The 22,150-nt window shown below is 72.8% G+C and carries 21 protein-coding genes and 1 pseudogene; 15 read left to right on the top strand and 7 right to left on the bottom strand.

Annotated elements, in window-relative coordinates; genetic code table 11:
• Nucleotides 1–31: 31 nt before the first annotated feature.
• The gene (locus ABZO31_RS32695) at nt 32–763 is read right to left on the bottom strand and encodes a hypothetical protein (RefSeq protein ID WP_406864951.1); all 732 of its coding nucleotides are present in this window, start codon (nt 761–763) and stop codon (nt 32–34) included.
• Nucleotides 764–1,168: 405 nt separating this feature from the next.
• Between ABZO31_RS32695 and ABZO31_RS32690 the strand changes: the two are divergent.
• The 3 genes and pseudogenes from ABZO31_RS32690 to ABZO31_RS32680 all read left to right on the top strand — a co-directional run.
• Nucleotides 1,169–1,408: pseudogene (locus tag ABZO31_RS32690) on the top strand (hypothetical protein); the annotation flags it as partial.
• The gene (locus ABZO31_RS32685; RefSeq protein WP_406864950.1) at nt 1,366–1,986 is read left to right on the top strand and encodes a LysE family translocator; all 621 of its coding nucleotides are present in this window, start codon (nt 1,366–1,368) and stop codon (nt 1,984–1,986) included. The pseudogene ABZO31_RS32690 and the gene ABZO31_RS32685, both read left to right, overlap by 43 nt.
• Before the next feature lie 389 nt (nt 1,987–2,375).
• The gene (locus ABZO31_RS32680) at nt 2,376–3,278 is read left to right on the top strand and encodes a nitroreductase/quinone reductase family protein (protein ID WP_406864949.1); all 903 of its coding nucleotides are present in this window, start codon (nt 2,376–2,378) and stop codon (nt 3,276–3,278) included.
• A gap of 9 nt (nt 3,279–3,287) precedes the next feature.
• Here ABZO31_RS32680 and ABZO31_RS32675 read toward each other — a convergent pair whose 3' ends face one another.
• From ABZO31_RS32675 to ABZO31_RS32660, 4 genes are read right to left on the bottom strand one after another with little or no spacing between them, the layout of a single operon-like run.
• Nucleotides 3,288–4,463 (bottom strand): NAD(P)/FAD-dependent oxidoreductase, encoded by a 1,176-nt coding sequence (locus ABZO31_RS32675; RefSeq protein ID WP_406864948.1) that lies wholly within the window; start codon nt 4,461–4,463, stop codon nt 3,288–3,290.
• Nucleotides 4,456–4,641, bottom strand: a complete 186-nt coding sequence (locus ABZO31_RS32670; protein ID WP_406864947.1) for a rubredoxin — start codon at nt 4,639–4,641, stop codon at nt 4,456–4,458. Before ABZO31_RS32670 ends, ABZO31_RS32675 begins: the two co-directional genes overlap by 8 nt.
• Nucleotides 4,638–4,829, bottom strand: coding sequence for a rubredoxin (locus tag ABZO31_RS32665; protein ID WP_406864946.1), 192 nt, complete (start codon nt 4,827–4,829; stop codon nt 4,638–4,640). The genes ABZO31_RS32670 and ABZO31_RS32665 overlap by 4 nt, the downstream gene beginning before the upstream one ends.
• A complete protein-coding gene (locus ABZO31_RS32660; RefSeq protein WP_406864945.1) occupies nt 4,826–6,007 on the bottom strand; it encodes an alkane 1-monooxygenase in 1,182 nt (393 codons plus the stop codon). The genes ABZO31_RS32665 and ABZO31_RS32660 overlap by 4 nt, the downstream gene beginning before the upstream one ends.
• 116 nt (nt 6,008–6,123) lie before the next feature.
• Here ABZO31_RS32660 and ABZO31_RS32655 point away from each other — a divergent pair, with 116 nt between their 5' ends.
• From ABZO31_RS32655 to ABZO31_RS32630, 6 genes are all read left to right on the top strand, one after another.
• Nucleotides 6,124–6,723: a TetR family transcriptional regulator gene (locus ABZO31_RS32655; RefSeq protein WP_406864944.1), complete on the top strand. Its 600-nt coding sequence runs from the start codon at nt 6,124–6,126 to the stop codon at nt 6,721–6,723.
• Nucleotides 6,724–6,917: 194 nt separating this feature from the next.
• A complete protein-coding gene (locus tag ABZO31_RS32650; protein WP_406864943.1) occupies nt 6,918–8,045 on the top strand; it encodes a beta-propeller fold lactonase family protein in 1,128 nt (375 codons plus the stop codon).
• A gap of 145 nt (nt 8,046–8,190) precedes the next feature.
• A complete protein-coding gene (locus tag ABZO31_RS32645; RefSeq protein ID WP_406864942.1) occupies nt 8,191–10,497 on the top strand; it encodes a molybdopterin cofactor-binding domain-containing protein in 2,307 nt (768 codons plus the stop codon).
• 24 nt (nt 10,498–10,521) lie between these two features.
• Nucleotides 10,522–10,998 carry a (2Fe-2S)-binding protein gene (locus ABZO31_RS32640; RefSeq protein WP_406864941.1) on the top strand — a complete coding sequence of 159 codons (477 nt, stop codon included), beginning with the start codon at nt 10,522–10,524 and terminating at the stop codon, nt 10,996–10,998.
• 65 nt (nt 10,999–11,063) lie between these two features.
• Nucleotides 11,064–12,179, top strand: coding sequence for a sulfite oxidase (locus ABZO31_RS32635; RefSeq protein WP_406864940.1), 1,116 nt, complete (start codon nt 11,064–11,066; stop codon nt 12,177–12,179).
• 121 nt (nt 12,180–12,300) lie between these two features.
• On the top strand, nt 12,301–12,750 hold the full coding sequence (locus ABZO31_RS32630) for an SRPBCC family protein (protein WP_406864939.1): 450 nt from the start codon (nt 12,301–12,303) through the stop codon (nt 12,748–12,750).
• A 72-nt stretch (nt 12,751–12,822) separates the two neighbouring features.
• Here ABZO31_RS32630 and ABZO31_RS32625 read toward each other — a convergent pair whose 3' ends face one another.
• Both ABZO31_RS32625 and ABZO31_RS32620 read right to left on the bottom strand, forming a co-directional pair.
• Nucleotides 12,823–13,446 carry an isochorismatase family protein gene (locus ABZO31_RS32625; protein ID WP_406864938.1) on the bottom strand — a complete coding sequence of 208 codons (624 nt, stop codon included), beginning with the start codon at nt 13,444–13,446 and terminating at the stop codon, nt 12,823–12,825.
• Nucleotides 13,447–13,571: 125 nt separating this feature from the next.
• Nucleotides 13,572–14,567, bottom strand: a complete 996-nt coding sequence (locus ABZO31_RS32620) for a GlxA family transcriptional regulator (protein ID WP_406864937.1) — start codon at nt 14,565–14,567, stop codon at nt 13,572–13,574.
• A 295-nt stretch (nt 14,568–14,862) separates the two neighbouring features.
• Between ABZO31_RS32620 and ABZO31_RS32615 the strand changes: the two genes are divergently transcribed.
• From ABZO31_RS32615 to ABZO31_RS32590, 6 genes are all read left to right on the top strand, one after another.
• Nucleotides 14,863–15,591 (top strand): class I SAM-dependent methyltransferase, encoded by a 729-nt coding sequence (locus ABZO31_RS32615; RefSeq protein WP_406864936.1) that lies wholly within the window; start codon nt 14,863–14,865, stop codon nt 15,589–15,591.
• An 82-nt stretch (nt 15,592–15,673) separates the two neighbouring features.
• A complete protein-coding gene (locus tag ABZO31_RS32610) occupies nt 15,674–15,958 on the top strand; it encodes a hypothetical protein (RefSeq protein WP_406864935.1) in 285 nt (94 codons plus the stop codon).
• Nucleotides 15,959–16,286: 328 nt separating this feature from the next.
• Nucleotides 16,287–17,384, top strand: a complete 1,098-nt coding sequence (locus ABZO31_RS32605) for a UDP-glucuronic acid decarboxylase family protein (protein ID WP_406864934.1) — start codon at nt 16,287–16,289, stop codon at nt 17,382–17,384.
• Between the two features lie 109 nt (nt 17,385–17,493).
• Complete coding sequence (locus tag ABZO31_RS32600) at nt 17,494–19,383, top strand: glycosyltransferase family 2 protein (RefSeq protein ID WP_406864933.1); 1,890 nt, start codon at nt 17,494–17,496, stop codon at nt 19,381–19,383.
• 35 nt (nt 19,384–19,418) lie between these two features.
• Complete coding sequence (gene galE / locus ABZO31_RS32595) at nt 19,419–20,441, top strand: UDP-glucose 4-epimerase GalE (RefSeq protein WP_406864932.1); 1,023 nt, start codon at nt 19,419–19,421, stop codon at nt 20,439–20,441.
• A 104-nt stretch (nt 20,442–20,545) separates the two neighbouring features.
• Nucleotides 20,546–21,958, top strand: coding sequence for a UDP-glucose dehydrogenase family protein (locus ABZO31_RS32590; RefSeq protein WP_406864931.1), 1,413 nt, complete (start codon nt 20,546–20,548; stop codon nt 21,956–21,958).
• The last annotated feature ends 192 nt before the right edge of the window (nt 21,959–22,150 follow it).

The following is a 22,150-nucleotide window of genomic DNA, read 5'->3' as shown; positions in this document are numbered from 1 at the left end:
GTTTGGTTGTTCCGTCGGTCGGTTCGGCCCGTCAGTCGACGGCGAGCTTCGCGGGCATCTGGTCGCCCTGGCGGCTGATCGGCACCAGCAGCAGCCAGAGTGCCGCGACCCCGGCCAGCACCTTCGGGAGCGTCCCGGCCAGCCCGGCGAGCGCCGGAAGGGCGAGCAGGAACGGCACGGTCAGCAGGCACACGCGCTCCACGGCCCAACGCGGCGTCCAGGCGAGCTCGCGGCGGCGGTCCGGCGGGATGCCCCGGCCGAACCAGCCGATCACGCCGCCCAGCAGACCGCCGACCAGCAGGCAGATCCCGGCGGTCACCCAGCGCAGCGCCGCCAGGGCCTCGCCGGCGCCGGAGGCCAGCGGCAGCATGACGAGGACGCCCGCCTGGAAGGCGACCAGGAGCCAGCCGGCGAGACGGAGACCGCCGAGCCTGCGGCTCTCGTCCGGGCGGCGGTGCAGGACGAGCCCCCACGTCTCGGCGAGCGGTGTGCCCGGCGGCCCGGACCTGCGCAGCCGGCGCCGCGCGGCGAGCAGGACGCAGGGCCAGGCGACCGCGAGTATCAGGGCCGCTCCCCCGGCGTACAGGACGTCCGCGCGCGGCTGCGGCACGGGATGCCGCCACACGAGCACGCCGGCCACCGCCGCGAGGAGCACCGCGCCGACGACGCAGGCCCGTGCGGCGGTCACGAAGCGCTCGGCGGTGCGGCGCGCGCCGGCGCCGTCGGGATGCAGCCGTTCGACGTCGTCGAGGCTCACCAGCATGGCGGCGATCGTGGCACGCCGCCGGTCCGCCCCGGCCGCCCGCACACGAACTCCCGGCGTCGGTCACGTGACGAACCGGGGCAGGTCGATCCCGGTGACGTGACGTCACCCTGTCGTACCACGAGGTGAGTTCACGATCGACACCGTGGTGGGACGCGGGTACGGCCTGCGGATTCCTAGCGTCGGCGGCCATGAGCGAACGAACGATGATGCGCGCGGAGCGGTACGCCTGGTCGGCGTGCGCGGTGGGGACCCTGGTCTTCGCGGCGGTGGCGGGGCCCGTGCCGCACCGGGTGTGGGGGGTGTGCGCGGCGGTCGGGTACGGCCTGGCGGCGGTGTTCGGCTCCCGCGCGACGGCGGTCCTGGGGGCGGTGGTCGTGCCGCTGCTCGGGCTGGTGGCGGCCGGCCTCGGCCGCGGCGGGCAGGCTGGCGCTGGGGCTCGGCCTGGCGACGGCCCTGATGCCGGCGACCCGGTTCGGCTACCTGGTCTACCCGCTGGTGCTGTGGGCGCTGCCGCGCTGCCTGCCGGCCCGGCCGAACCGGTCCCGGCCGGTGGCGAAAGGGCTGGACGCGGTGGACGGGGACGGCCCACGATGTGGCCCATGTGGAGCACCCTCATCGCCTTCCTCGGCGCCTGCACGCTGATCGCGGCCTCGCCCGGCCCGAGCACCATGCTGATCATCCGGCAGTCGCTGCACAGCAAGCGGCACGGCTTCCTGACGGTGCTCGGCAACGAGACCGGTGTGTTCGTCTGGGGCGTCGTCGCCGCCTGCGGGCTCACGGCGCTGCTCGCCGCCTCCGAGCTCGCGTACGACACGCTGCGCGTCGTCGGCGCGGTCACGCTGATCTGGTTCGGCGGCAAGGCCCTCTGGGACGCGCGGCGCAGCCGGGGGTCGGAGGGCGAGGCGGAGGCGGAGACTCCGTACCGGTCGGGCTGGTCCTCTTACCGCGCCGGACTGCTGCTGAATCTGGCCAACCCGAAGGCGGCGGTGTTCGCGATGTCGTTCCTGCCGCAGTTCGTGCCGTCGGGGGCGCCGCACCTGCCGGCGATGATCGCGCTCGCGGCGATCTGGGCGGTGTACGAGATCGGCTACTACGGCGTCTACGTGTGGTTCATCGGCCGGATGCGGGCGCTGATCTCCCGCGCGAACGTCCGTCGGCGCCTGGAGCAGGTCTCGGGCGGGGTACTGGTGCTGCTCGGCGTGCGGATGGCGATGGAGTGACCGGGGCCGCCCTCGCGGCGGTGACGAGATCGAGACACACAGGGGGACTCGGCCCGCGGGCCGGGTCCCTCCGGACTTTGACAACCGGGACGCACGGTCGTTCTAATGATCCCGTGGCGCGTGACGCTGGCCAAAGAGCAGTGGGCCGGCCGGTGATCGGGCGACCACCTGCACGTAGGGGTTCTCCCATGCGTCCTCTTCTCCCAGGCATCGCCTGATCCGCGCGCTCCCGCGCGCCCGTCCGCCCTTCGTCGTTCGGCGTCCGCGGACACGCTCCCGTGCCGTACCGCCGCGGCGTGCTGCCGTGCCGTCGCGCGCGAGCGTTCTCGACTCCCCCTTTTCTTGCGTTTCTTGATGCGTTCCTCGGCAGAGAGGCTTGCTGTACCCCTATGACCGACACGTCGTTCAACCAGTCCGTCATCGACGAGTTCCGCGCCCACCAGGGGAAGGTCGGCGGCTGGTTCGAGGGCAGCGAACTGCTGCTGCTCACCACCACCGGCGCCCGCTCCGGCGCCCCGCACACCGTGCCGCTCGGCTTCGTGCGCCACGACGGCGACCTGCTGATCGTGGGCTCGAACATGGGGGCTGCGAAGCACCCCGCCTGGTACCACAACGTGCTCGCCCACCCGCTGGTGCAGGTGGAGGTCGGCACCGAGCAGTACCAGGCGGTCGCCGTACCCGCCGAGGGCGAGCGCCGGGAGGACCTGTTCGAGCGCGTCGTGGCCGTCGAACCCGGCTACGGCGACTACCAGCGCGCCACCGAACGCCCGCTGCCCGTCGTGGTCCTGGAGCGGAACGACCCCGCGCCGGGCGAGGGCCCGGCCGAGGTCCGCACCTTGGCCGACAAGATCCTTCAGGTCCATGTCTGGCTGCGCGGGCAGCTCCGGCATGTGGCTGCGGAGACCGAGGCGTACTTCGCCCGCCGGGGCGCCGACGAGACCGCACCACCGACGCTCGGGCTGCAGATCCGGCAGCACTGCCTGGCCTTCTGCCAGGCCCTGGAGTTCCACCACACCGGCGAGGACGCCCATGTGTTCCCGGGCGTCCTCACGTACCACCCGCACCTCAAGGACGTGTTCGAACGGCTGAGCGCCGAGCACCGCACCATGGCACGGCTCCAGAAGGCGCTCGCCGACCTGATCGCCGACGTCGGCAGCGCCGATCCGGAGGTTTTCCGCACGGAACTCGCCCGCATGACCGCGCAGTTGACGGCCCACCTCGACCGCGAGGAGGCGACCCTGCTGCCCCTGCTGGCCGACGTGCCGTTCCCGCCGGGTCCGCCCGCCGCGTGACGACGCGCCTCAGGTCCGCTCGCTTTCCTGCCGGAGCCGGCGGAACTCGGCGGGGCGGTTCGCGCAGATCACCCCTGTCACCCGGCCCTCGTGCCGGGTGCGGGCGGTGAAGTCCATCGCGGTGAGGTCGCCGTCGGCCTCCAGGTCGTCGGCCGCGTCCGGCCGGCCGGCGACCTGGAGGTTGTGGCCGAACTGGTGGGTCCAGAACCACGGTTCGGGGGCGTACGGCGTCGGTGTGCCGAGCATGCTGCGGGCGACCGCCGCACCGTGGTCCTGAGCGTTGGTCCAGTGCTCGACCCGGCAGGTCCCGCCGTCGCGCCCGCCGGGGCGGCGGGCCACGTCGCCCGCCGCGTACACGCCGGACGCGGAGGTCTCGCCGTACAGGTCGACCACGATGCCGTCGTCGACCTTGAGACCGGCGCGCTCGGCGAGGGCGGTGTCCGGTGTCATCCCGACCGCGGCCAGGACGGTCCGGGCGGTGATCGCGCGGCCGTCGTGGTCGGTGGCGGTCCAGGTGTCGCCGTGCCGTTCGAGGCGGGCGAGCCGTACGCCGGTGCGCAGGTCGACGCCGTGGTCCCGGTGCAGCGCCGCGACCGCGTCGGCGACGGCCGGGGGCAGGACGCGGCCGAGGGGCCGCGGTTCGCTCTCCACGACCGTGACCTCGCAGCCCAGCCCGCGGGCCGCCGCGGCGACCTCGAGGCCGATGAGTCCGGCCCCGACGACCAGGAGCGGGCCGCCCTCGATGAGGTCGGCGCGCAGGGCGCGGGCGTCGGCGAGGGTGCGCAGGCGGTGCGGCCCGGGGCTCTCCGCGACGCCGGCGAGGCCGCGGGGACGGCCGCCGGTGGCGAGGAGCAGCCGCGCGTAGGGCAGTTCCTCGCCGTCGTCGAGGACGATCGTGCGTTCCGCCGGCCGGAGTTCGGTGACGGCCCTGCCCGTGCGCAGCTCGATGCCCTGCTCGGCCCAGGTCCCGGCGGGCCGGAGGAGCGTGCGGGCCGGCGCCTGGGCGCCGGTGAGCACGTCCTTGGACAGCGGGGGCCTGCGGTAGGGGAGTTCGGGTTCCTCGCCGATGAGGACGAGGTCGCCGGTGTACCCCTCGGCGCGCAGGGTGAGCGCGGCGGCGGCCCCGGCGACGCCCGCACCGACGACGACGTAGGGGCGTCCGAACGCGTCGTGCGGCTCAGGCATGGGTGATCTCGGTCATCTCGAAGTCGGCCTTGGCCGCGCCGCAGTCGGGGCAGGACCAGTCGTCGGGGATGTCCTCCCAGCGGGTGCCGGGCGGGAAGCCCTCCTCGGGCCAGCCCTCGGCCTCGTCGTAGACGAAGCCGCAGACCAGGCACTGCCACTTCTTCGCGGGCGGGTTCACTCGCTCTCCTCGGACTCGAAGTCGATCTTCTCGCGGACGCCGCAGTCGGGGCAGCACCAGTCGTCGGGCACGGTGTTCCAGGGCGTGCCGGCGGGGAAGCCCTCGCGGGGGTGGCCGTGCCGTTCGTCATAGACGTAGTCGCAGCCGGGGCAGCGGTACCGGCCGGTGCCGGCGGGGAGCGGGCTCATGCGGCGGCTCCGTACCGGGCGAGGAGGCGGGTGCGCTTGGCGGGCTGGATGTTGGCGCGGGTGACGTCGCCCTGGTAGTGGGCGACGACGCGGTGGTCCATGACGCGCCGCCAGAGCGGCGGGAAGTAGGCGAGGACGATCATGCCCGCGTAGCCGGTGGGCATCTCGGGGGCGTCGTCGAAGTGGCGCAGCGACTGGTAGCGGCGGGTGGGGTTGGCGTGGTGGTCGCTGTGCCGCTGGAGGTGGTAGAGGAACACGTTCGAGGCGACGTTGTCGCTGTTCCAGCTGTGCCGCGGGGCGCAGCGCTCGTACCGGCCGCTCGCGGTGCGGTCGCGCCGGAGGCCGTAGTGCTCGGTGTAGTTGATGACCTCGAGCAGGCAGAAGCCGAAGACGGCCTGGAAGGCGAGGTAGGGCAGGATGCCGGGGCCGAAGGCGAGGGCGAGGGCGGCGAAGAGGGCGACGGACATGGCCCAGGCGGTGAGGATGTCGTTGTGCGGGCCCCAGACCGACTTGCCGACGCGGGCGAGCCGGGTCTTCTCCAGGTGCCAGGCGGAGGTGAGGCTGCCGGCGACGGTGCGGGGCAGGAAGCGCCAGAAGCTCTCGCCGAGGCGGGCGCTGGCGGGGTCCTCGGGGGTGGCGACGCGGACGTGGTGGCCGCGGTTGTGCTCGATGTAGAAGTGGCCGTAGAAGGTCTGGGCGAGGGCGATCCGGGAGAGCCAGCGCTCGGACGACTCCTTCTTGTGGCCGAGTTCGTGGGCCGTGTTGATGGCGATGCCGCCGACGCCGCCGAGGGTGACGGCGAGGCCGATCTTGTCGGTGAGGGAGAGTCCGCCGGTGGCGAGCAGCCAGGCGCCGAGGACCAGCCCGGCGTACTGGAGGGGCAGGTAGAGGAAGATGCACCAGCGGTAGTAGCGGTCCTGCTCCAGCTGGGCGAGGGCGCTCTCCGGCGGGTTGACGGAGTCCTTGCCGATCATCTGGTCGATCACCGGGAAGATCACGTACAGCACGGCGAAGCCGGTCCACCAGAAGACGCCGTAGCCGGTGGCCTCGACGAGTCCCCAGCCGATGAAGGGGAAGGCGGGGATGACGAGGCCGAACAGCCAGAGATAGCGCTTGGGGTCGCGCCAGGTCAGAGGGGTGACGGTGGGTTCCACGGGGGGTTCGCTGTGCAGGGCCATGCCGGCTCCCTCGCCATCGAGTGGACACTTTGCTTGCGTACTGTCCAGTAGTTAGACAGCAGAGCAAGAGTCCGTCAATACTCTGGACAGACCCCGATGGATAAAGTGGGGACACCATGACACGCTTTCGCGAAAGTGTTCGGTCCCTGCTCCGCGAACAGGTACTGGACGCCGCCTATCAACTCGTCGCCGCGGACGGCTGGAGCGTGCTCCGCATGGCCGGCATCGCGCGCGCGGCGGGCATCAGCCGCCAGACCCTGTACAACGAGTTCGGCTCCAAGGAGGCGATCGGGAAGGCACTCGTCCAGCGCGAGCTGGAGGGCTTCCTGGTCGGCATCCAACAGGAGCTCGACGCCCACCGCGGCGACCTGGAGGCGGCAGCCGCGGCGGGCGTGCAGTACACGCTCCAGCAGGCGGTGGACAACCCGCTGATCAAGGCGATCCTGCTGGCCGCGCGGGGCGGCGAGGACGACCTCCTCGCCTATCTGACGACCCGCCCCGAACCGGTCTTCGACACGGCGATGGCCATGCTCGACGCCTACGCGACCGAGGCCTGGCCGAACGTGGACGCGGAGTCGCGCGGGCTCGCGGTGGAGACGATCGTCCGCCTCACCGTCAGCCACATCGTCCAGCCGGCCGCGTCCCCGGAGGAGTCCGCCCGCCGCATCGCCCGGATCACGAACCGGGTCGCACATCCCGGCGGACACCGGGGCTGACGCGCTCGCCCGACCGCTCGGCGTACGGCACCCCGGGGGCCGCGCGGGTCGTCCGATCGGCTGACCCCGGCGTCAGCCGTACGGCGCCGGGGTTCCGGCCGCACTGCCGACCGGCGCCGGCTCCGCCCGCGCCCAGGATGGACGGCAGAGCGGGCCGGGCGTCCTCCCGGTGGCCGCCGGAAGGAGACGAGCCCATGAACGCGTCCGCACGCACCGCCCGCGTGGTCCTGCCCTCCGTCGCAGCCGTCCTGCTGCTCGCCGGCTGCGCGCAGTCCGGCGGGGCCGCCGAACGGTCCGCACCCGAGTCGGCGCCCGCCGCGCCCGCCCCGACGGTGACCGGCACGACCCCGTCCGGCACCCTGCTCGTCGCCGACTTCGGCGCGGACACCGTCAGCTTCGTCGACCCCGCCCGGGGCCGGTTCGACTCGGTGCGCGTCGGCACCGCCCCGTACGGCCTGGTCGTCGGGAAGGACGGCCGCGCCTATGTGGCCACCGCGGAGGGCGTCGCCGTCGTGGACACCGCCGCCCGCAAGCGGATCGCGGTCGTGCCGTACGAGACCGAGACGGGCCGCGCGACCACCGGCGAGTACCGCGGTGGCGGCATGGGCATCGCCCTCTCCCCCGACGGCCGCCAGGTGTACGTGGGCGTCAACGTGCCCGGCGGGAACGGGACTCTGGAGATCGTCGACACGGCGGACCTGAAGGTCACGGAGACCGTCCCGGTCGGCCGGCGCCCCTTCGACGTGGACGTCTCACGGGACGGCTCCGAGGTGTACGCGACCAACCACGACTCCTTCGACGTCACCGTCGTGCCCACCCGCTCGCCCGAGGACACCCGACGCATCGAGGTCGCCCCGTACGGCACCGAGGGCGGCCTCGGCTCCTGGCTGAAGCCGCACTACACGGCCGTCCGGGCCTCGGACGGCAAGCTGCTGCTGCCGTTCGAGGGCGAGCGCCTCGCGGTCGTCGACCCGAGGACCGGCCGGGTGGACGTCGAGAAGATGACGGCGAACACGCACCAGCACGGTGCGGCGCTCGCTCCCGACGGCTCGCTGCTCGTCGTCGGCACCGGCCCGATCGACAAGGACGAGGACGAGGGCCCGTCGCTGACCGTCCGCAGGACCGACGGCTCGGAGCGCGTGTACCCGCTGGAGGGGCCGCACGAGGACGTCGCGGTCTCCGCCGACGGCCGCACCGCGTACGTGACGGGGGGCTTCACCCGCGACGGGTACTGGGACGGGATCACCGTGATCGACCTGGACAGCGGGGACACCCGCCGGCTCGCCGCCGGTGAACGTCCGCTGGGGATCGCCGTGTTGTGACGGCCGTTCGGCGGCGCGGATCGCGTGGCGCGATCGTGATGTAGACGTCCCGTGAAGAACCTGATCAACCGCCTGCGGCACGGCAGTCTGTGTGCGGCACGCGACCGTACGTGACGGTAACTCAGGTTTCCGGAGGACGACACACATGGCAGACACCGCAGGGCCCGAGGGCATCGGACGGCGCAGGGTGCTGGCGTACCTGCTGGCCGCGCCGACCCTCGCCGTGGGGGTACGGCTCGGGGCGGACGCCGCCGCCCCGCATTCCGCGCGGGCGGCGATCCCGACGCTGCCGCAGCCGGAGAACCTCTTCGACCTGGGGGACATGCAGAACCTGGCAGCGGCCCCGACCTCCGGCCTGATCACCGTGCGGGTCCACGAGGACGGCACCGCGTCGTTCGAGGTGCCCCGCGCCGAGGCCGGTCAGGGCATGACGACCGCCGTGGCGATGCTGATCGCCGAGGAGCTGGACCTGCCGCTGGAGCAGGTCGAGGTGACCTCGGCGGACGCCCGGCCGGAACTGCTGATGAACCAGCTCACCGGCGGCTCCAACTCGATGCGCAGCCTGTACCTGCCGGTACGCACCGCCGCCGCGGTCGCCCGGCAGCGGCTGGTGGAGACGGCCGCCGCGCAGTGGGGCGTGCCGGCCGCCCGGCTCACGACGAAGGACGGCACGGTCGCGTACGGGACGGCGCACACCGCCTCGTACGGCTCGCTCGCCGCGGCGGCGGCCGGCACCGCGACGACCGCGCTGACGGCGGAGCTCAAGGACCCCGCCGAGTTCCGGATCATCGGCACCCCGCGCAGCCGGATCGACGCGCGGGACATCGTCACCGGGCGCAAGAAGTACGGCATGGACCTCCGGGTGCCGGGCGCGAAGCCGGCGATGGTGCGGCGCCCGCCGACGATCAACGGCACGGTGACGGCGGTGCACAACGCCGACGCGGTACGGGCGATGCCGGGCATCACCGACGTCGTCACGATCACGCACGGTGTCGCGGTCCGCGGTGAAACGTTCGGCCAGTGCATCGACGCGCTGCGCGCCCTGGACGTGACCTGGGGCCCGGGCACGGTCGACGGCGAGTCGGACGCGACCGTGCACGCCAAGTTGAAGAAGGCGGCGCTGCCGATGGTCGTACCGCCGCTCCTGACGAAGAAGGTGGACGCCGAGTTCACCTTCGCGTTCGCCAGCAACAGCCCGCTGGAGCCGGACAACGCGATCGCGGACGTGCGCGGGGACCGGGCGGAGATCTGGGCGAACCTGAAGGTGCCGATCGTCGCGCAGCGCGAGATCGCCGTGCAGTTGGGACTGCCGCAGTCCGCCGTGACGGTGCATGTGGTGGACGGCGGCGGCTCGTTCGGCCGCCATCTGTTCCACGACGTGGCCGCGGAGGCGGCCGAGATCTCCCAGAAGACGGGCAAGCCGGTCAAACTGTCGTGGTCGCGCACCGACAACTTCCGTCAGGGGCGCACCCATCCGATGTGCATCTCGCGGGTGCGGGCCACGTACGCGCTGGGCAACGTACTCAGCTTCGAGCTGCGGCACACCGGTTCCGAGACCGACTTCGGCCACGGGCTCGGCGAGATGATCACGTCGACGGCGGCGCAGTTGCCGGTGGCCGGCAATCTCACCTTCGCCGAGACGATCTTCGCGCTGACGCAGTCCTCGCCGTACAACTTCGGGGTCACCACCCAGCTGTTGCACGAGGTGCCGCTCAAGTTCAACACCGGCAGCATGCGCAACATCTACTCGCCGAACGTGGCGTGCGCCCGCGAACTGGTGGTGGACGAGCTGGCGCGGCAGATGGGCAAGGACCCGGTGGCGTTCCGGCGGGAGTTCCTGCGCGACGAGCGGCTGCGCGCCGTCCTGGACAAGGCCGCCGAGGAGGGCGAGTGGGGGCGGTCGCTGCCGGCCGGGGTGGCGCAGGGCATCGCGCTGCACTCCGAGTACCGGGGTGCGGTCGCCACGCTGGTCGAGATCGACTGCCGTCCGGAGACGGTGAACCGGAAGGTCCCGAACGCGGTCACCGGCCCCCGGGTCACCCGCGCCCTGATGGTGATCGACGCGGGCCTGCCGATCAATCCACGCGGCCTGGAGGCGCAGATGATGGGCGGGTTCAACGACGCCCTCGCGCTGGCGCTCACCTCCAGCCTGCACATCAAGGACGGCATCCCGCTGGAGGGCAGCTGGGACCAGTACTTCTACACGCGCCAGTGGAACACCCCGCCGGAGCTGAGGGTCGTCGTCATGCCGGCCACCGGCGGCACGCCCGGCGGCGCGGGCGAGCTGGGCGTGGCGCCCGCGTTCGCGGCGATCGCCTGCGCGTACGCCCGGGCCACCGGCTCGATGCCGACGAGCTTCCCGATCAACCACGGCACGCTGAGCTTCACCCCTCCCCCGCTCGAACCGTCCACGCCCCAGTCCCCCACCGACGGTCTCGACCACGCGTACTGATCGCGCCTACCGAAGGAGCTCCCCTTGCCCCGCCACACCTTCAAGCTCAACGGCGAGGTCGTCACCGTCGAGGCCGAGGACGACGTCCGGCTGCTGTGGGTCCTGCGCGACCTGCTCGGCGTGACCGGCCCCAAGTACGGCTGCGGGCTCGGCGTCTGCCAGTCCTGTACCTCGCACATCAACGGCAAGGCTTTCAACCCCTGTTCCGTGCCGGTGTCGCAGATCGCCGAGGACGACGAGGTCACCACCATCGAGGGACTGGCCGCGAGCGTCGGCATGGACCTGCACCCGATGCAGGAGGCCTGGCTGGAGCTCGACGTGGCCCAGTGCGGCTACTGCCAGCCCGGACAGATCATGACGGCGGTCGCCAAGGTCCGGCAGGCCGCCGCCGAGGGCCGCGAGATCACCGATGCCGATCTCGACCGGATCCGGAACATCTGCCGCTGCGGCACCTACAACCGGATCCGCGAGGCGATCAAGGCGGGGGCGAAGCGGATGTAGCCGTACGCCGTTCCCGCGCCCCGGTCCGACATGCCCGGGGGCGGGGCGCGGCGCACCATGAGGACATGGACCGTTCTCTGCAGGGCGTCAGCGGGCCGGGGCGGGTCGCGGGGCCGGAGGAGGGCATCAGCACGCAGGAACTGGCACTGGCGGCCCGCAACCACGGGCTGCCGCTGGAGTGCCTGCGGTACGAGGTCACCCCGCCGGGTCTGCACTACGTGCTGGTCCACTACGACATCCCCGCCGTGGACGCCACCGGCTGGGAGCTGACGGTGGGCGGACTCGTGCACACGCCGGTCGCCCTGGATCTGGCGGCGCTGCGCGCGTACCGGCCGGTCACCCACCGCGTGACCATGGAGTGCGCCGGCAACGGCCGGGCGCTGCTGTCGCCGCGTCCGGTGAGCCAGCCATGGCTCGTCGAGGCGGTCGGGACGGCGGAGTGGACGGGCGTGCCCCTGCGGATCCTCCTCGACGAGGTGGGCGTGGAGCCGGGGGCGGTGGAGGTCGTGTTCACGGGCGCGGACCACGGGGTCGAGCGGGGTGTGGAGCAGGACTACCGGCGGAGTCTGCCGCTGGACGTGGCGCTCGGGGACGTCCCCGAGGTGCTGGTCGCGTACGCGATGAACGGGGAGCCGCTGCCGCCGCAGCACGGCTTCCCGGTACGGCTCGTGGTACCGGGCTGGTACGGCATGGCGCACGTGAAGTGGCTCCGGGACGTGACCGTCACCGACACCCCGTTCACCGGCTTCCAGCAGTCCGTGGCGTACCGGATCCGGCAGTCGGCGGACGAGCCGGGGGCGCCGGTCACCCGGATCGCGCCGCGGGCGCTGATGGTCCCGCCGGGCTTCCCGGACTTCATGTCCCGGCAGCGGGTGGTCCACCCCGGCTTCGTCCCCCTGGAGGGGCGTGCGTGGTCCGGCTGGGCGCCGGTCGAGCGGGTCGAGGTCAGCGCGGACGGCGGCGGCTCCTGGACGGACGCCGACGTGGGCCGGCAGGCCGGGCACCCGTGGGCCTGGGCGGCCTGGCGGGTGCTGTGGACGGCGACGCCCGGCGAGCATGTGCTCACGGTGCGCGCGACCGACGCGGAGGGGCGGGTCCAGCCGATGGAACAGCCCTGGAACCGCGGCGGTTTCGGGAACAACCTCGTCCAGCAGGTGCCGGTGCTGTGCGTGAGCACCTGACGACGCAGGGTGCGCAGGGCCGGGCGGGGCGGCGGGATCGGCCGACATGGTCGGGGACCTCGTACCGTGGGATCATTTTGTCGTAGGAGCTACCCGAGGGGGCGCTACCCAAGGGGGCGCAATGTCCCGCATCGAAGAGACCATCGACATCTCTCGCAGCCCCGAGGAAGTCTTCGCGTACATGATGGACCCGGCGCACACTCCGGAATGGCAGGAGAGCGCGATCTCGGCGCGCAAGCTGACCGACGGACCGCTCGGCGTCGGTTCCCGGATCGGGGTCAAACGGCGGCTCGGAGGCCGCGAGATGCCCATGACCATGGAGGTCACCGAGTACGACCCGCCGCGCAGTTGGCACTTCCACGGCCTGGACGGACCGGTCCGCGGTGACGTGAAGGGCACGATCGAGCCGCTTGACGACGGCCGGCGGTCCCGGGTGACGCTGTCCCTGGACTTCGAGTCGCACGGCATCGGCAAGGTACTGGTGCCGCTCGTGGTCAAGCCGCACGTCCGCAAGGAGATGCCGCGGAACGAGGAGCATCTGAAGGACCTGATGGAGTCCGGGATGATGTAGGCGGCCGGTGCGGCCGGGCCGTGGAGCGGCCCGGCCGCAGTCGGTCGGTCGGCAGGTCGACGAGCCGGCCGGTCAGTCCTGGAGCGCGTCGGCCGTGGGGACGACCAGGCCGAACAGGTCCGTGACCGTGGTCAGCGCGGCCGTCTTGAGCGCCTCGGCGGGCAGCACGCCGCCGTCCGGGGACGTCAGCGGGCGGGTCGCGGTGGCGTCGGCGACGACGGTCGGCCGGTAGCCGCGATGGAACGCGCCCTGCGCCGTGAAGGTGACGCACATGTGCGCCATGAATCCGGCCAAGACGAGGTCCCTGCCGCTGCCGGGCGCCGCGCCGAGGTCGGTCAGCCGCTGGACGAGGTCGGTGGCGTGGAAGGAGTCCGGGAACGTCTTGACGACGACGGCCTCGCCGTCGACCGGGGCGACCTCGTCGCTGATCGCGCCGATGTGGGCGCGGATGTCGTACGGGGTGTTCTCGCCGCCGTCGTTGAGGACGTGCACGACGGGCGTACCGGCGGCGCGGGCCCGCGCGAGGAGCCGGGCTCCCGCCTTGAGGGCCTCCTCGGCGCCGGGGAGGGCCATGACGCCGGTGCGGTAGGTGTTCTGGAAGTCGATCAGGACGAGGATCGAATCGGCCAGCCGCGGCGGCTGGTTGTCGAGGCCGACGACCTGGCGCAGGGAGGCGGAGGGGGTGGTGGCGGACATGAGGAGCCTTTCGGTCGGTGGGATCGGGACGTTCGGACATGCCGAGGGCATGGATGAGGGCATGGCGGAGTTCTCCGCCGCGCCGCAGGCGCAGGAGAAGGGGGTTCGGTGGTCGAGCGGCCGGGTCAGCCGGCCCGGGTGGTGCGGAAGCGGCGCCGGTAGGCCGCCGGCGTCGTGCCGAGCTGCCGTCGGAAGGCCCGGTGCAGGGTCTCCGGTGAGCCGAGGCCGGAGGCGGCGGCCACCACGTCGAGCGGTGAGTCGGTGGTCTCCAGGAGCCGCCGGGCCACCTCGAGGCGGGCGGACTCGACGTACGCGGCGGGACTGGTACCGGTCTCCTGGCCGAAGACCCGGGCGAAGTGCCGCTCGCTGAGGCACATCCGGGCGGCCAGTGCGGCCGCGGACAGATCCTCGTCGAGGTGGTCGGCGATCCACAGCAGCAGATCGTCGATGTCCCGCCGGGTCGCGGCGGGTCTGCTGAGCGGCACGGAGAACTGGCTCTGGCCGCCCTGCCGTTTGAGGTACATGACCAACTGGCGGGCCACCGAAAGCGCGGCCTGCTCGCCCCGGTCCTCGGCCACCAGGGCCAGGGCGAGGTCCAGACAGGCACTGATCCCGGCCCCGGTCCACAGCCGGCCGCGGTCGGTCCGGACGAAGATCGGGTCGGGGTCGACGGTCACCTCCGGGTGGTCGGCGGCCAGTTGGGCGGCCGTGGACCAGTGGGTGGTGGCCGTTCTGCCGTCGAGCAGCCCGGCGGCCGCGAGGACGTGCGCTCCGACGCAGACCGACGCGACGCGGCGGGCGTGCGGGGCGGTCTCCCGGACCCAGGCGACGACGGCGTCGTCGATCCGGGCGACCGGGCCGGCGTCGGTCATGTCGACCGCACCGGGCACCAGCAGGGTGTCCACCCGGTCGCCGACCTCATCGAAGGACAGGTCGGTGACCAGCCGTACCCCCGCCGACGTGCGCACCTCGCCCACGGACGGTCCGGCGAGCCGGACCTCGTAGCGGGCGCGGCCGGCGGTCTCGCGGTCGGCCAGCGCGAAGACCTCGGCGGGGCCGGTCACGTCGAGGAGGTCGACATCGGGGAAGACCGCGATGACGACACGGTGCGGAAGGGGCATGTCCTCATCCTCCGTGGCCCGTGCGATGGCCGCAATGACGCTTCTCTGTCACATCCGGACATGCGGTCGGCGGCCGGTCGCTCGCGCGTGAACCGGCGCCCCGGACGCGACTCCTGAAGCCCCGTCGACGGCCCGGGGAGGGGGCAGGAAGGCCCGTACGGGGAGGGGGCGGGGGCGGACGTCACGGGCCGCGGGTGGGCCCGCGAGACACCCCCACACCCCTTCGCCGCACCACCTCTGACCTGGGCTTTTCCCTCCTCTCGGCATAGAGTCGGAGCCGCGGAAAGGAGCCCGGATGCACCGGAACACACGCACGGTCGAGGACGTACTGCGCCTCATGGACGAGCTGTTCGCCCCCGAGGCCGACCGCTGGACGGCGGACGGCGCCGACTGGTGGGACGGCTTCTACGCGGACCGGTCGAAGCCGGTCCCGTTCTTCGTGGCGAAGCCGGACGAAAGCCTGGTGTCGTACGTGGAGCGCGGGCTCGTCCCGCCGGGCGGCCGGGTGCTCGACCTGGGCTGCGGCCCCGGCCGCAACGCGCTGCACCTCGCCTCGCTGGGGTTCCGGGTGGACGCGGTGGACCTGTCCCGGGGCGCGCTGGACTGGGCGGCGGAGCGGGCCCGGGAGGCCGGGGCGGAGATCCGCTTCGTGTGCGGTGACGCGTTCGGCGCGGCGGGGGCGGAGCTGGAGGGTCCGTACGACCTGATCCACGACTCGGGCTGCTTCCACCACCTGCCGCCGCACCGCCGCATCAGCCACCTGGCGCTGCTCGACCGGCTGCTGGCCCCGGGCGGCCACTTGTCGCTGACCTGCTTCGCGGCCGGCGGCATGGGTTCGGAGCTGCCCGACGTGGCGTTCTACCGGGAGGCGGGGCTGCAGGGCGGCCTGGCGTACACGGCGGAGGAACTGCGCTGGGTCTTCTCGGATCTGACGGAGGTGGAGCTCCGCCGCATGACCGACGAGCCGGACGACTCGGCGCGCTTCGGCGAGCCGTTCCTGTGGACGGCGCTGTTCCGGCGCTGAGGCCCCGGTACTGAGTACGGAGGCGGCGGATCTGAGTACGTGCGCCCATCCGCCGGGGCGCGGGCGCCGCTGGAATGGAGCCATGACCTTCGAAGCCCAGCGGCCTCGCCCCCGCATCCAGCACGTCACCGTGGCCGGCACCGCCCTCGCCGCGGCCGTGCTCCCCCTGGTCGTGGGCGTCCTGCTCGCCAAGGCCGCCGCGGCCGACCCGATGACCTCGGTGAACGCGCTGATCACCAACGGCGCGCACCGGCCGCGACTCTCGCCCGCGGAGTGGCGCAGCTGCGGCCGGCGTGCGCTGCGGCGACCGGTGGCGTGGCGCAGGACGGGGCGCGAGGCGAGTACGGCGGTCACGCGCGCGGCGTAGCCCGACCGCACGCGCACCCGCCCGCTGGGCCGACCGGGGCGGGCGCGCCCAGGGAGGTCTCACACGTACGGGTGACGGCATCGGAAGGGCCGTTCGACTGACGGGGTGTCACAAAGCAGGGGAGCGGGGTGCCGGGGGTACCGGAAGGGTGTCTGCCGAACGGCCCCAGGGATCCATTTGCCTCCGCATAAATCCCTACTTATACCCATACTCTCGTCTTGCGTTTTCCGAGAGTGCTCCGCCAGTCGGGTCCGGCCGGTCATCCGCCTTCCGGAAGCCCGTGCGGCGGGGCGTGAGGCCCTTCCGGTACCCCTTCCTGGAGAAACAAATGCGCGTTGCCGTGACCGGTGGCGGTGGTTTCCTTGGGTCACACCTGTGCGAGGCGCTCTTGCGGCGCGGCGACTCGGTGGTGTGCCTGGACAACTTCTCGACGGGCGACCCCGAGAACATCGCCCACCTCCTCTGCGACCCGGCCTTCGAGTTCCAGCACGCCGACGTGAGCGTGGACATGGAGGTCGCGGGCCGCATCGACGCCGTCGCCCACCTGGCGTCCCCCGCGTCGCCACCCGACTATCTGCGTCAGCCGCTGGAGACCCTCGCGGTCGGCAGCCGCGGCACCGAGAACGCCCTGCGGCTGGCCCTGCGCCACGACGCCCGCTTCATCCTCGCCTCGACCAGCGAGATCTACGGCGACCCTCTGATCCACCCTCAGGAGGAGGCGTACTGGGGCAACGTCAACTCGATCGGCCCACGCAGCGTCTACGACGAGGCGAAACGATACGCCGAGGCGGTGTCCGCCGCGTACCGCCGTACCCACGGCGTGGACGTCGGCATCGCCCGCATCTTCAACACCTACGGCCCCCGGATGCGGCCGCACGACGGCCGCGTGGTGTCCAGCTTCATCACCCAGGCGCTGACCGGCGAGCCGCTCACCATCTACGGCGACGGCAAGCAGACCCGCAGCTTCTGCTACGTCGACGACCTGATCCGCGGTCTGCTCGCGCTCCTCGACTCGTCCGAGCTGGGCCCGTTCAACCTCGGCAACCCGGTCGAGCGCACCGTCACCGAACTCGCCGAACTGGTACTCGGGATGACCGGTTCGGCGTCCGAGGTGAAGTACCACCCGCTGCCGGTCGACGACCCCGTCCGCCGCCGCCCGGTGATCACCCGCGCCCGTGACGTCCTGGGCTGGGAGCCGGAGTTCGACATCACCGAGGGTCTGCGCCGCACCGTCGCGTACTTCGCGGATCGCCCCGACCGGCTGCGCGCCTCGGCCGCCGCGATCCGCGGCAGCCAGGACGAGACCGTCCCGCTCGCCGCGGTGACGGGCCCGGCCACCGGAGACCGGACGATCCCCGGCCCGGCCACCGCCGCCTCCGGAGTGGCGTCCGCCGGCGTGCCCGGCTCCTCCGCCGCCGGCGGCTGAACCCCGGGCCGGGGCCGGACGGTGCCCGCCGTCCGGCCCCGGCGGCTCCCTCCGCATCGGCATCCCGCCCCCACGGCCCGCTCTCGCACCGCCTGGAGAACCCGCTGTCATGACGTCGCTGGAGCAAGGTCCCCTCGGCGGGACCGGCACCGTCCAGGACCCCCCGGTCCTCGCCCCCGCCCCCGGTTCGCCGGAGGAGTGGCGGGCGCTGGGGCACGAGATCACGGCCCGCTCGAACGGCACGGTCGCCTCCATCGGCCCGGACGGGCCGCTCTTCGCGGGCCCGCGCCACGCCCGCACCCCCCTCAAGGGCAGCTTCGTCCGACCGCTCCGGCTCCGCGACCGCCTCCTGGTGGGCGTGCTCGCCCTCGGCTGGGTCGCCTGCGCCGCCATGTTCTGGCTGTGGTGGCTGCAGCCGGCGCACCGCGTCAGCTGGGTCGGCCTCGTCGTCAACAGCGCCCTGCTCGTCTATCTGGCGGTGCTCCCGATCCACTTCCTGGCCTCGATGCTCCGGCTCCGGTGCTTCGACCCCGCCGCGAAGGTCCCCGCGCTGCGGACCGCCTTCGTCGTCACCCGCGCCCCCTCCGAGCCGTGGAACGTGGCCCGGACGACGCTGGAGGCGATGCTCGACCAGGACTTCCCGCACCCGTACGACGTGTGGCTCTGCGACGAGGACCCCACCGACGAGATCCTCGAGTGGTGCCGGACGTACGGCGTCGGCCTCTCCTGCCGCCGCGGCAGGACCGACTACCACCGCGCCGACTGGCCGCGGCGCACCCGGTGCAAGGAGGGCAACCTCGCGTACTTCTACGACCACTGGGGCTACGAGCACTACGACGTCGTCGCCCAGCTCGACTGCGACCACGTCCCCCACCCGCACTACCTGACCGAGGCTGTCCGTCCCTTCTCCGACCCGGCCATCGGCTATGTCGCCGCCCCCAGCATCTGCGACGCCAACGCCGACGACTCCTGGGCCGCCCGGGGCCGGCTGCACCGCGAGGGCGCCTTCCACGGCGCCGTCCAGCTCGGCTACTCGGCCGGCCTCGCCCCGCTGTGCATCGGCTCGCACTACGCGGTGCGCACGGAGGCGCTGCGGGAGATCGGCGGTCTCGGCCCGGAGCTCGCCGAGGACATGTCGACCACCTTCCTGCTCAGCTCGGCGGGCTGGCAGGGCGCGTTCGCGATCGAGGCGGAGGCGCACGGCGACGGTCCGATGACCTTCGCCGCCATGGTCACGCAGGAGTTCCAGTGGTCGCGCAGCCTCGCCATGCTGCTCCTCGGCATCGTCCCCGGCCACATGCGACGGCTGCCGGGCCGCCTGCGGCGGCGGTTCTCGTTCCTGCTGTCGTTCTACCCGCTGCTCGCCCTGACGACGGTCATGGGCGTCGCGCTGCCGCCCGTCGCCGCGGTCACCGGCATGCACTGGATCAACGTCAACTACGGCGAGTTCCTGCTGCGTTTCTGGGCCATGTCCTTCTGGCTGGTCCTGCTGATGCTGCTCTGCCGCCGCCGCGGACTGCTGCGCCCGCGCAACGCGCCGCTGGTCAGCTGGGAGGGCTGGCTGTACGCCCTCGCCCGCTGGCCGTACGCGGTCTGGGGCATCACGGCGGCGCTGCGGCAGAAGCTGCGTCCCCGTCCGATCACCTTCAAGGTCACGCCCAAGCAGAACGGCGGCCTCCAGCCGCTGCCCGTGCGCGCGGTCGCCCCGTACCTGCTGATCACCACGGTGCTGTCCGGCTCCGCCGTCGTGGGCCAGTTCACCGGGCCCGCGGTCGGCTACGTGTTCCTCTCCATCCTCGGCGCCCTCACCTACACCACGGTCACCCTCGCGATCGCCGCACTCCACATCGGGGAGAGCGCGCGGGCAGCCGGCGTCCCCCGCCACCGCGCGGTGCGGACCGCCGCCCTGCCCATGGCGATGGGCCTGCTCACGCTGCTTCCGGTGGCGCTCGCAATCGGCATCTTCCCCTCCTACCTCGCCGGCTTCTACGCCTGGTGACAGCCCCCGCGGCCACTCGAGAAACGAGGTCCCCCGTGCCCAAGACCGTCCTGGTCACCGGCGGCGCCGGCTTCATCGGCAGCCACACCTGTGTCGAACTCCTCCGGTCCGGCCACGAGGTGGTCGTCCTCGACGACCACTCCAACAGCTCCCCGGAGGCGCTGGAACGCGTCGCGAAGATCGCGGGCCGTCCGATCGCCGCGGTGCACACCGCGGACGTGCGCGACCGCCGGGCGCTGGACGCCGTGTTCACGAGCCACCCGATCGACGCGGTGATCCACTTCGCCGCGAAGAAGGCCGTCGGCGAGTCGGTGCAGATCCCGCTCACGTACTACGACATCAACGTCGGCGGCACCACGACACTGGTCTCGGCGATGCACGACCACGGCGTGCACCGGCTGGTGTTCTCGTCGTCCTGCTCGATCTACGGCAACGCGACGGTCGTCCCGCTCACCGAGGAGTCCCCGGCCGCGCCCACCAACCCGTACGCGACGACCAAGTGGACCTGCGAGCGCATCCTCGCGGACCTCTGCCAGCACGTGCCCGAACTGCGGGTGCTGGCGCTGCGGTACTTCAATCCGGCCGGCGCGCACCCCAGCGGACTGCTCGGCGAGGACCCGAGCGGCGTCCCGAACAACATCATGCCGTTCCTCACGCAGATCGCCGTCGGCCGCCGCGACGAGCTCAGCGTCTTCGGCGACGACTACCCGACGCCTGACGGCACCGGGATCCGCGACTACATCCACGTCGTGGACGTCGCCGAGGGCCATGTCGCCGCCCTGGACCACCTCGACGACGAGTCCGGCCTGCAGGTCTTCAACCTCGGCACCGGGCGCGGCTGCTCCGTCCTGGAGCTCGTGCAGACCTTCGAGGAGGCGTCCGGTCAGCCGATCCCGCACCGCATCGCGCCGCGCCGGGCCGGCGACGTCGCGGAGCTGGTGGCCGATCCGGCCAAGGTCGCGGCGGCCTGGGGCTGGACGGCGCGGCGCGACCTGGCCGCGATGTGCCGCGACGCGTGGAACTTCCAGCAGCAGAACCCCTACGGCTACGCGTCCTGACGAGTGCCGTCGCCGTCGCCGTCCTTGGTCCCCACCCTCGCACTCCTCCCACCCTTCGTCCCCGTCCCCGTCCTCGCAGTTCCGCTCAGACAGGAGAACCCCGCATGCGGTTGACCGTCATCGGTACGGGATACCTCGGAGCTGTGCACGCCGCGTGCATGGCCGACATCGGGCACGACGTCCTCGGCGTCGACGTCGACGTCGAGAAGATCACCGCCCTCGCCGAAGGCCGGCCCCCGTTCTACGAGCCGGGACTCGACGACGTCCTGACCCGCGCCCTCGCCTCCGGACGCCTGCGCTTCACCACGAGTCTGCGCGAGGCCGCGGCGCACGGCGAGGTCCACTTCATCTGCGTCGGCACGCCGCAGCAGGCCGGTTCCCAGGCGGCGGACCTGCGGTACGTCGACGCCGTGGTGGACGGGCTCGTCCCGCATCTGCCCGCGTCGTGTCTGGTGGTCGGCAAGTCCACGGTCCCGGTGGGCACGACGGCCCGGCTGACGACCCGGATCGCGGGTCTCGCGCCGGCGGGCGTACGGGCCGAGGTGGCGTGGAACCCGGAGTTCCTGCGCGAGGGCTTCGCCGTCGAGGACACCCTGCGGCCGGACCGGCTCGTGGTCGGCACCGAGAGCCCCGAGGCCGACGCGATGCTGCGCCGGGTGTACGCCCCGATGGTGGTGGCCGGCGTGCCGTACATCAGCACCGACCCGAACACGGCGGAGCTGGTGAAGGTCGCGGCGAACTCCTTCCTCGCCACGAAGATCTCGTTCATCAACGCGATGGCCGAGGTCTGCGACGCGGCGGGCGCGGACGTGGTCACGCTCGCCGACGCGCTGGGCCACGACACCCGGATCGGCCGCCGCTTCCTGAACGCCGGGCTCGGCTTCGGCGGCGGCTGCCTGCCCAAGGACATCCGGGCGTTCACCGCGCGGGCGCAGGAGTTGGGCGTCGGGGCGGCGGTGGCGTTCCTCGACCAGGTCGACGAGATCAACCAGCGGCAGCGGGCCCGGACCGTCGCGCTCGCCCGCCGGCTCGCGGGCGGTGACCTGGCGGGCCGTCGGGTGACGGTGCTCGGCGCCACCTTCAAGCCGAACAGCGACGACGTACGCGACTCGCCGGCGCTGGCCGTCGCTGCGACGCTGCACCGCGAGGGCGCGGACGTCCGGGTCCACGACCCGGAGGGCAGCGCCAACGCGCAGCTCGCCCACCCGGAACTGCGCTGCAGCGCCGACCTGTTGACCGCCTGCCAGGGTGCGGAACTGATCCTCCACCTCACGGAGTGGGACCAGTACCGCGAGGTGGACCCGGTCAAGCTGGCCCGCGTGGTCCGCGAACCGGTCCTCGTCGACGGCCGCAACGCGCTCCCCCACGAGGAATGGCGTGCTGCCGGCTGGACAGTCAAGGCCCTGGGCCGCCCCACCCCCACGGACCGCCCCGACTCCGACCGCCCGACCACCCCCCTGCGCACGACGATCACCTCCCCGGCCACCGGCCCGGACCGCACCACGGCCCTGGCCTAGTCCGCCCTGGGGCCGCACGCCGTCACCGCCCCGCCCACAACGGGCGGGGCGGCGCCGGATCACCGCACCCAAGCGACTCCCGCCCCACGGGCCTCAAAGCCCGGCGTCGCCCTCTGCCCCCGCCCTGCCCTGCCCTGCCCTGCCCGGAATGGTCACCGTCACGGGCGGGGCGCTCTCACAGAGCCACGCGCC

It is taken from the genome of Streptomyces solicamelliae (genome assembly GCF_045348655.1).
GTDB classification, from domain to species: domain Bacteria; phylum Actinomycetota; class Actinomycetes; order Streptomycetales; family Streptomycetaceae; genus Streptomyces; species Streptomyces solicamelliae.
The sequence above is the reverse complement of the archived record's forward strand: the minus strand, read 5'-3'. Positions and strand labels throughout refer to the sequence as shown.

Excerpts from the sequence above, each read along its gene's own strand:
- ABZO31_RS32695 (WP_406864951.1), bottom strand. The coding sequence starts at position 763 with ATGCTGGTGAGCCTCGACGACGTCGAACGGCTGCATCCCGACGGCGCC.
- ABZO31_RS32685 (WP_406864950.1), top strand. The coding sequence starts at position 1,366 with ATGTGGAGCACCCTCATCGCCTTCCTCGGCGCCTGCACGCTGATCGCG.
- ABZO31_RS32680 (WP_406864949.1), top strand. The coding sequence starts at position 2,376 with ATGACCGACACGTCGTTCAACCAGTCCGTCATCGACGAGTTCCGCGCC.
- ABZO31_RS32675 (WP_406864948.1), bottom strand. The coding sequence starts at position 4,463 with ATGCCTGAGCCGCACGACGCGTTCGGACGCCCCTACGTCGTCGTCGGT.
- ABZO31_RS32665 (WP_406864946.1), bottom strand. The coding sequence starts at position 4,829 with ATGAGCCCGCTCCCCGCCGGCACCGGCCGGTACCGCTGCCCCGGCTGC.
- ABZO31_RS32660 (WP_406864945.1), bottom strand. The coding sequence starts at position 6,007 with ATGGCCCTGCACAGCGAACCCCCCGTGGAACCCACCGTCACCCCTCTG.
- ABZO31_RS32655 (WP_406864944.1), top strand. The coding sequence starts at position 6,124 with ATGACACGCTTTCGCGAAAGTGTTCGGTCCCTGCTCCGCGAACAGGTA.
- ABZO31_RS32650 (WP_406864943.1), top strand. The coding sequence starts at position 6,918 with ATGAACGCGTCCGCACGCACCGCCCGCGTGGTCCTGCCCTCCGTCGCA.
- ABZO31_RS32645 (WP_406864942.1), top strand. The coding sequence starts at position 8,191 with ATGGCAGACACCGCAGGGCCCGAGGGCATCGGACGGCGCAGGGTGCTG.
- ABZO31_RS32635 (WP_406864940.1), top strand. The coding sequence starts at position 11,064 with ATGGACCGTTCTCTGCAGGGCGTCAGCGGGCCGGGGCGGGTCGCGGGG.
- ABZO31_RS32630 (WP_406864939.1), top strand. The coding sequence starts at position 12,301 with ATGTCCCGCATCGAAGAGACCATCGACATCTCTCGCAGCCCCGAGGAA.
- ABZO31_RS32625 (WP_406864938.1), bottom strand. The coding sequence starts at position 13,446 with ATGTCCGCCACCACCCCCTCCGCCTCCCTGCGCCAGGTCGTCGGCCTC.
- ABZO31_RS32620 (WP_406864937.1), bottom strand. The coding sequence starts at position 14,567 with ATGCCCCTTCCGCACCGTGTCGTCATCGCGGTCTTCCCCGATGTCGAC.
- ABZO31_RS32615 (WP_406864936.1), top strand. The coding sequence starts at position 14,863 with ATGCACCGGAACACACGCACGGTCGAGGACGTACTGCGCCTCATGGAC.
- ABZO31_RS32610 (WP_406864935.1), top strand. The coding sequence starts at position 15,674 with ATGACCTTCGAAGCCCAGCGGCCTCGCCCCCGCATCCAGCACGTCACC.
- ABZO31_RS32605 (WP_406864934.1), top strand. The coding sequence starts at position 16,287 with ATGCGCGTTGCCGTGACCGGTGGCGGTGGTTTCCTTGGGTCACACCTG.
- ABZO31_RS32600 (WP_406864933.1), top strand. The coding sequence starts at position 17,494 with ATGACGTCGCTGGAGCAAGGTCCCCTCGGCGGGACCGGCACCGTCCAG.
- ABZO31_RS32590 (WP_406864931.1), top strand. The coding sequence starts at position 20,546 with ATGCGGTTGACCGTCATCGGTACGGGATACCTCGGAGCTGTGCACGCC.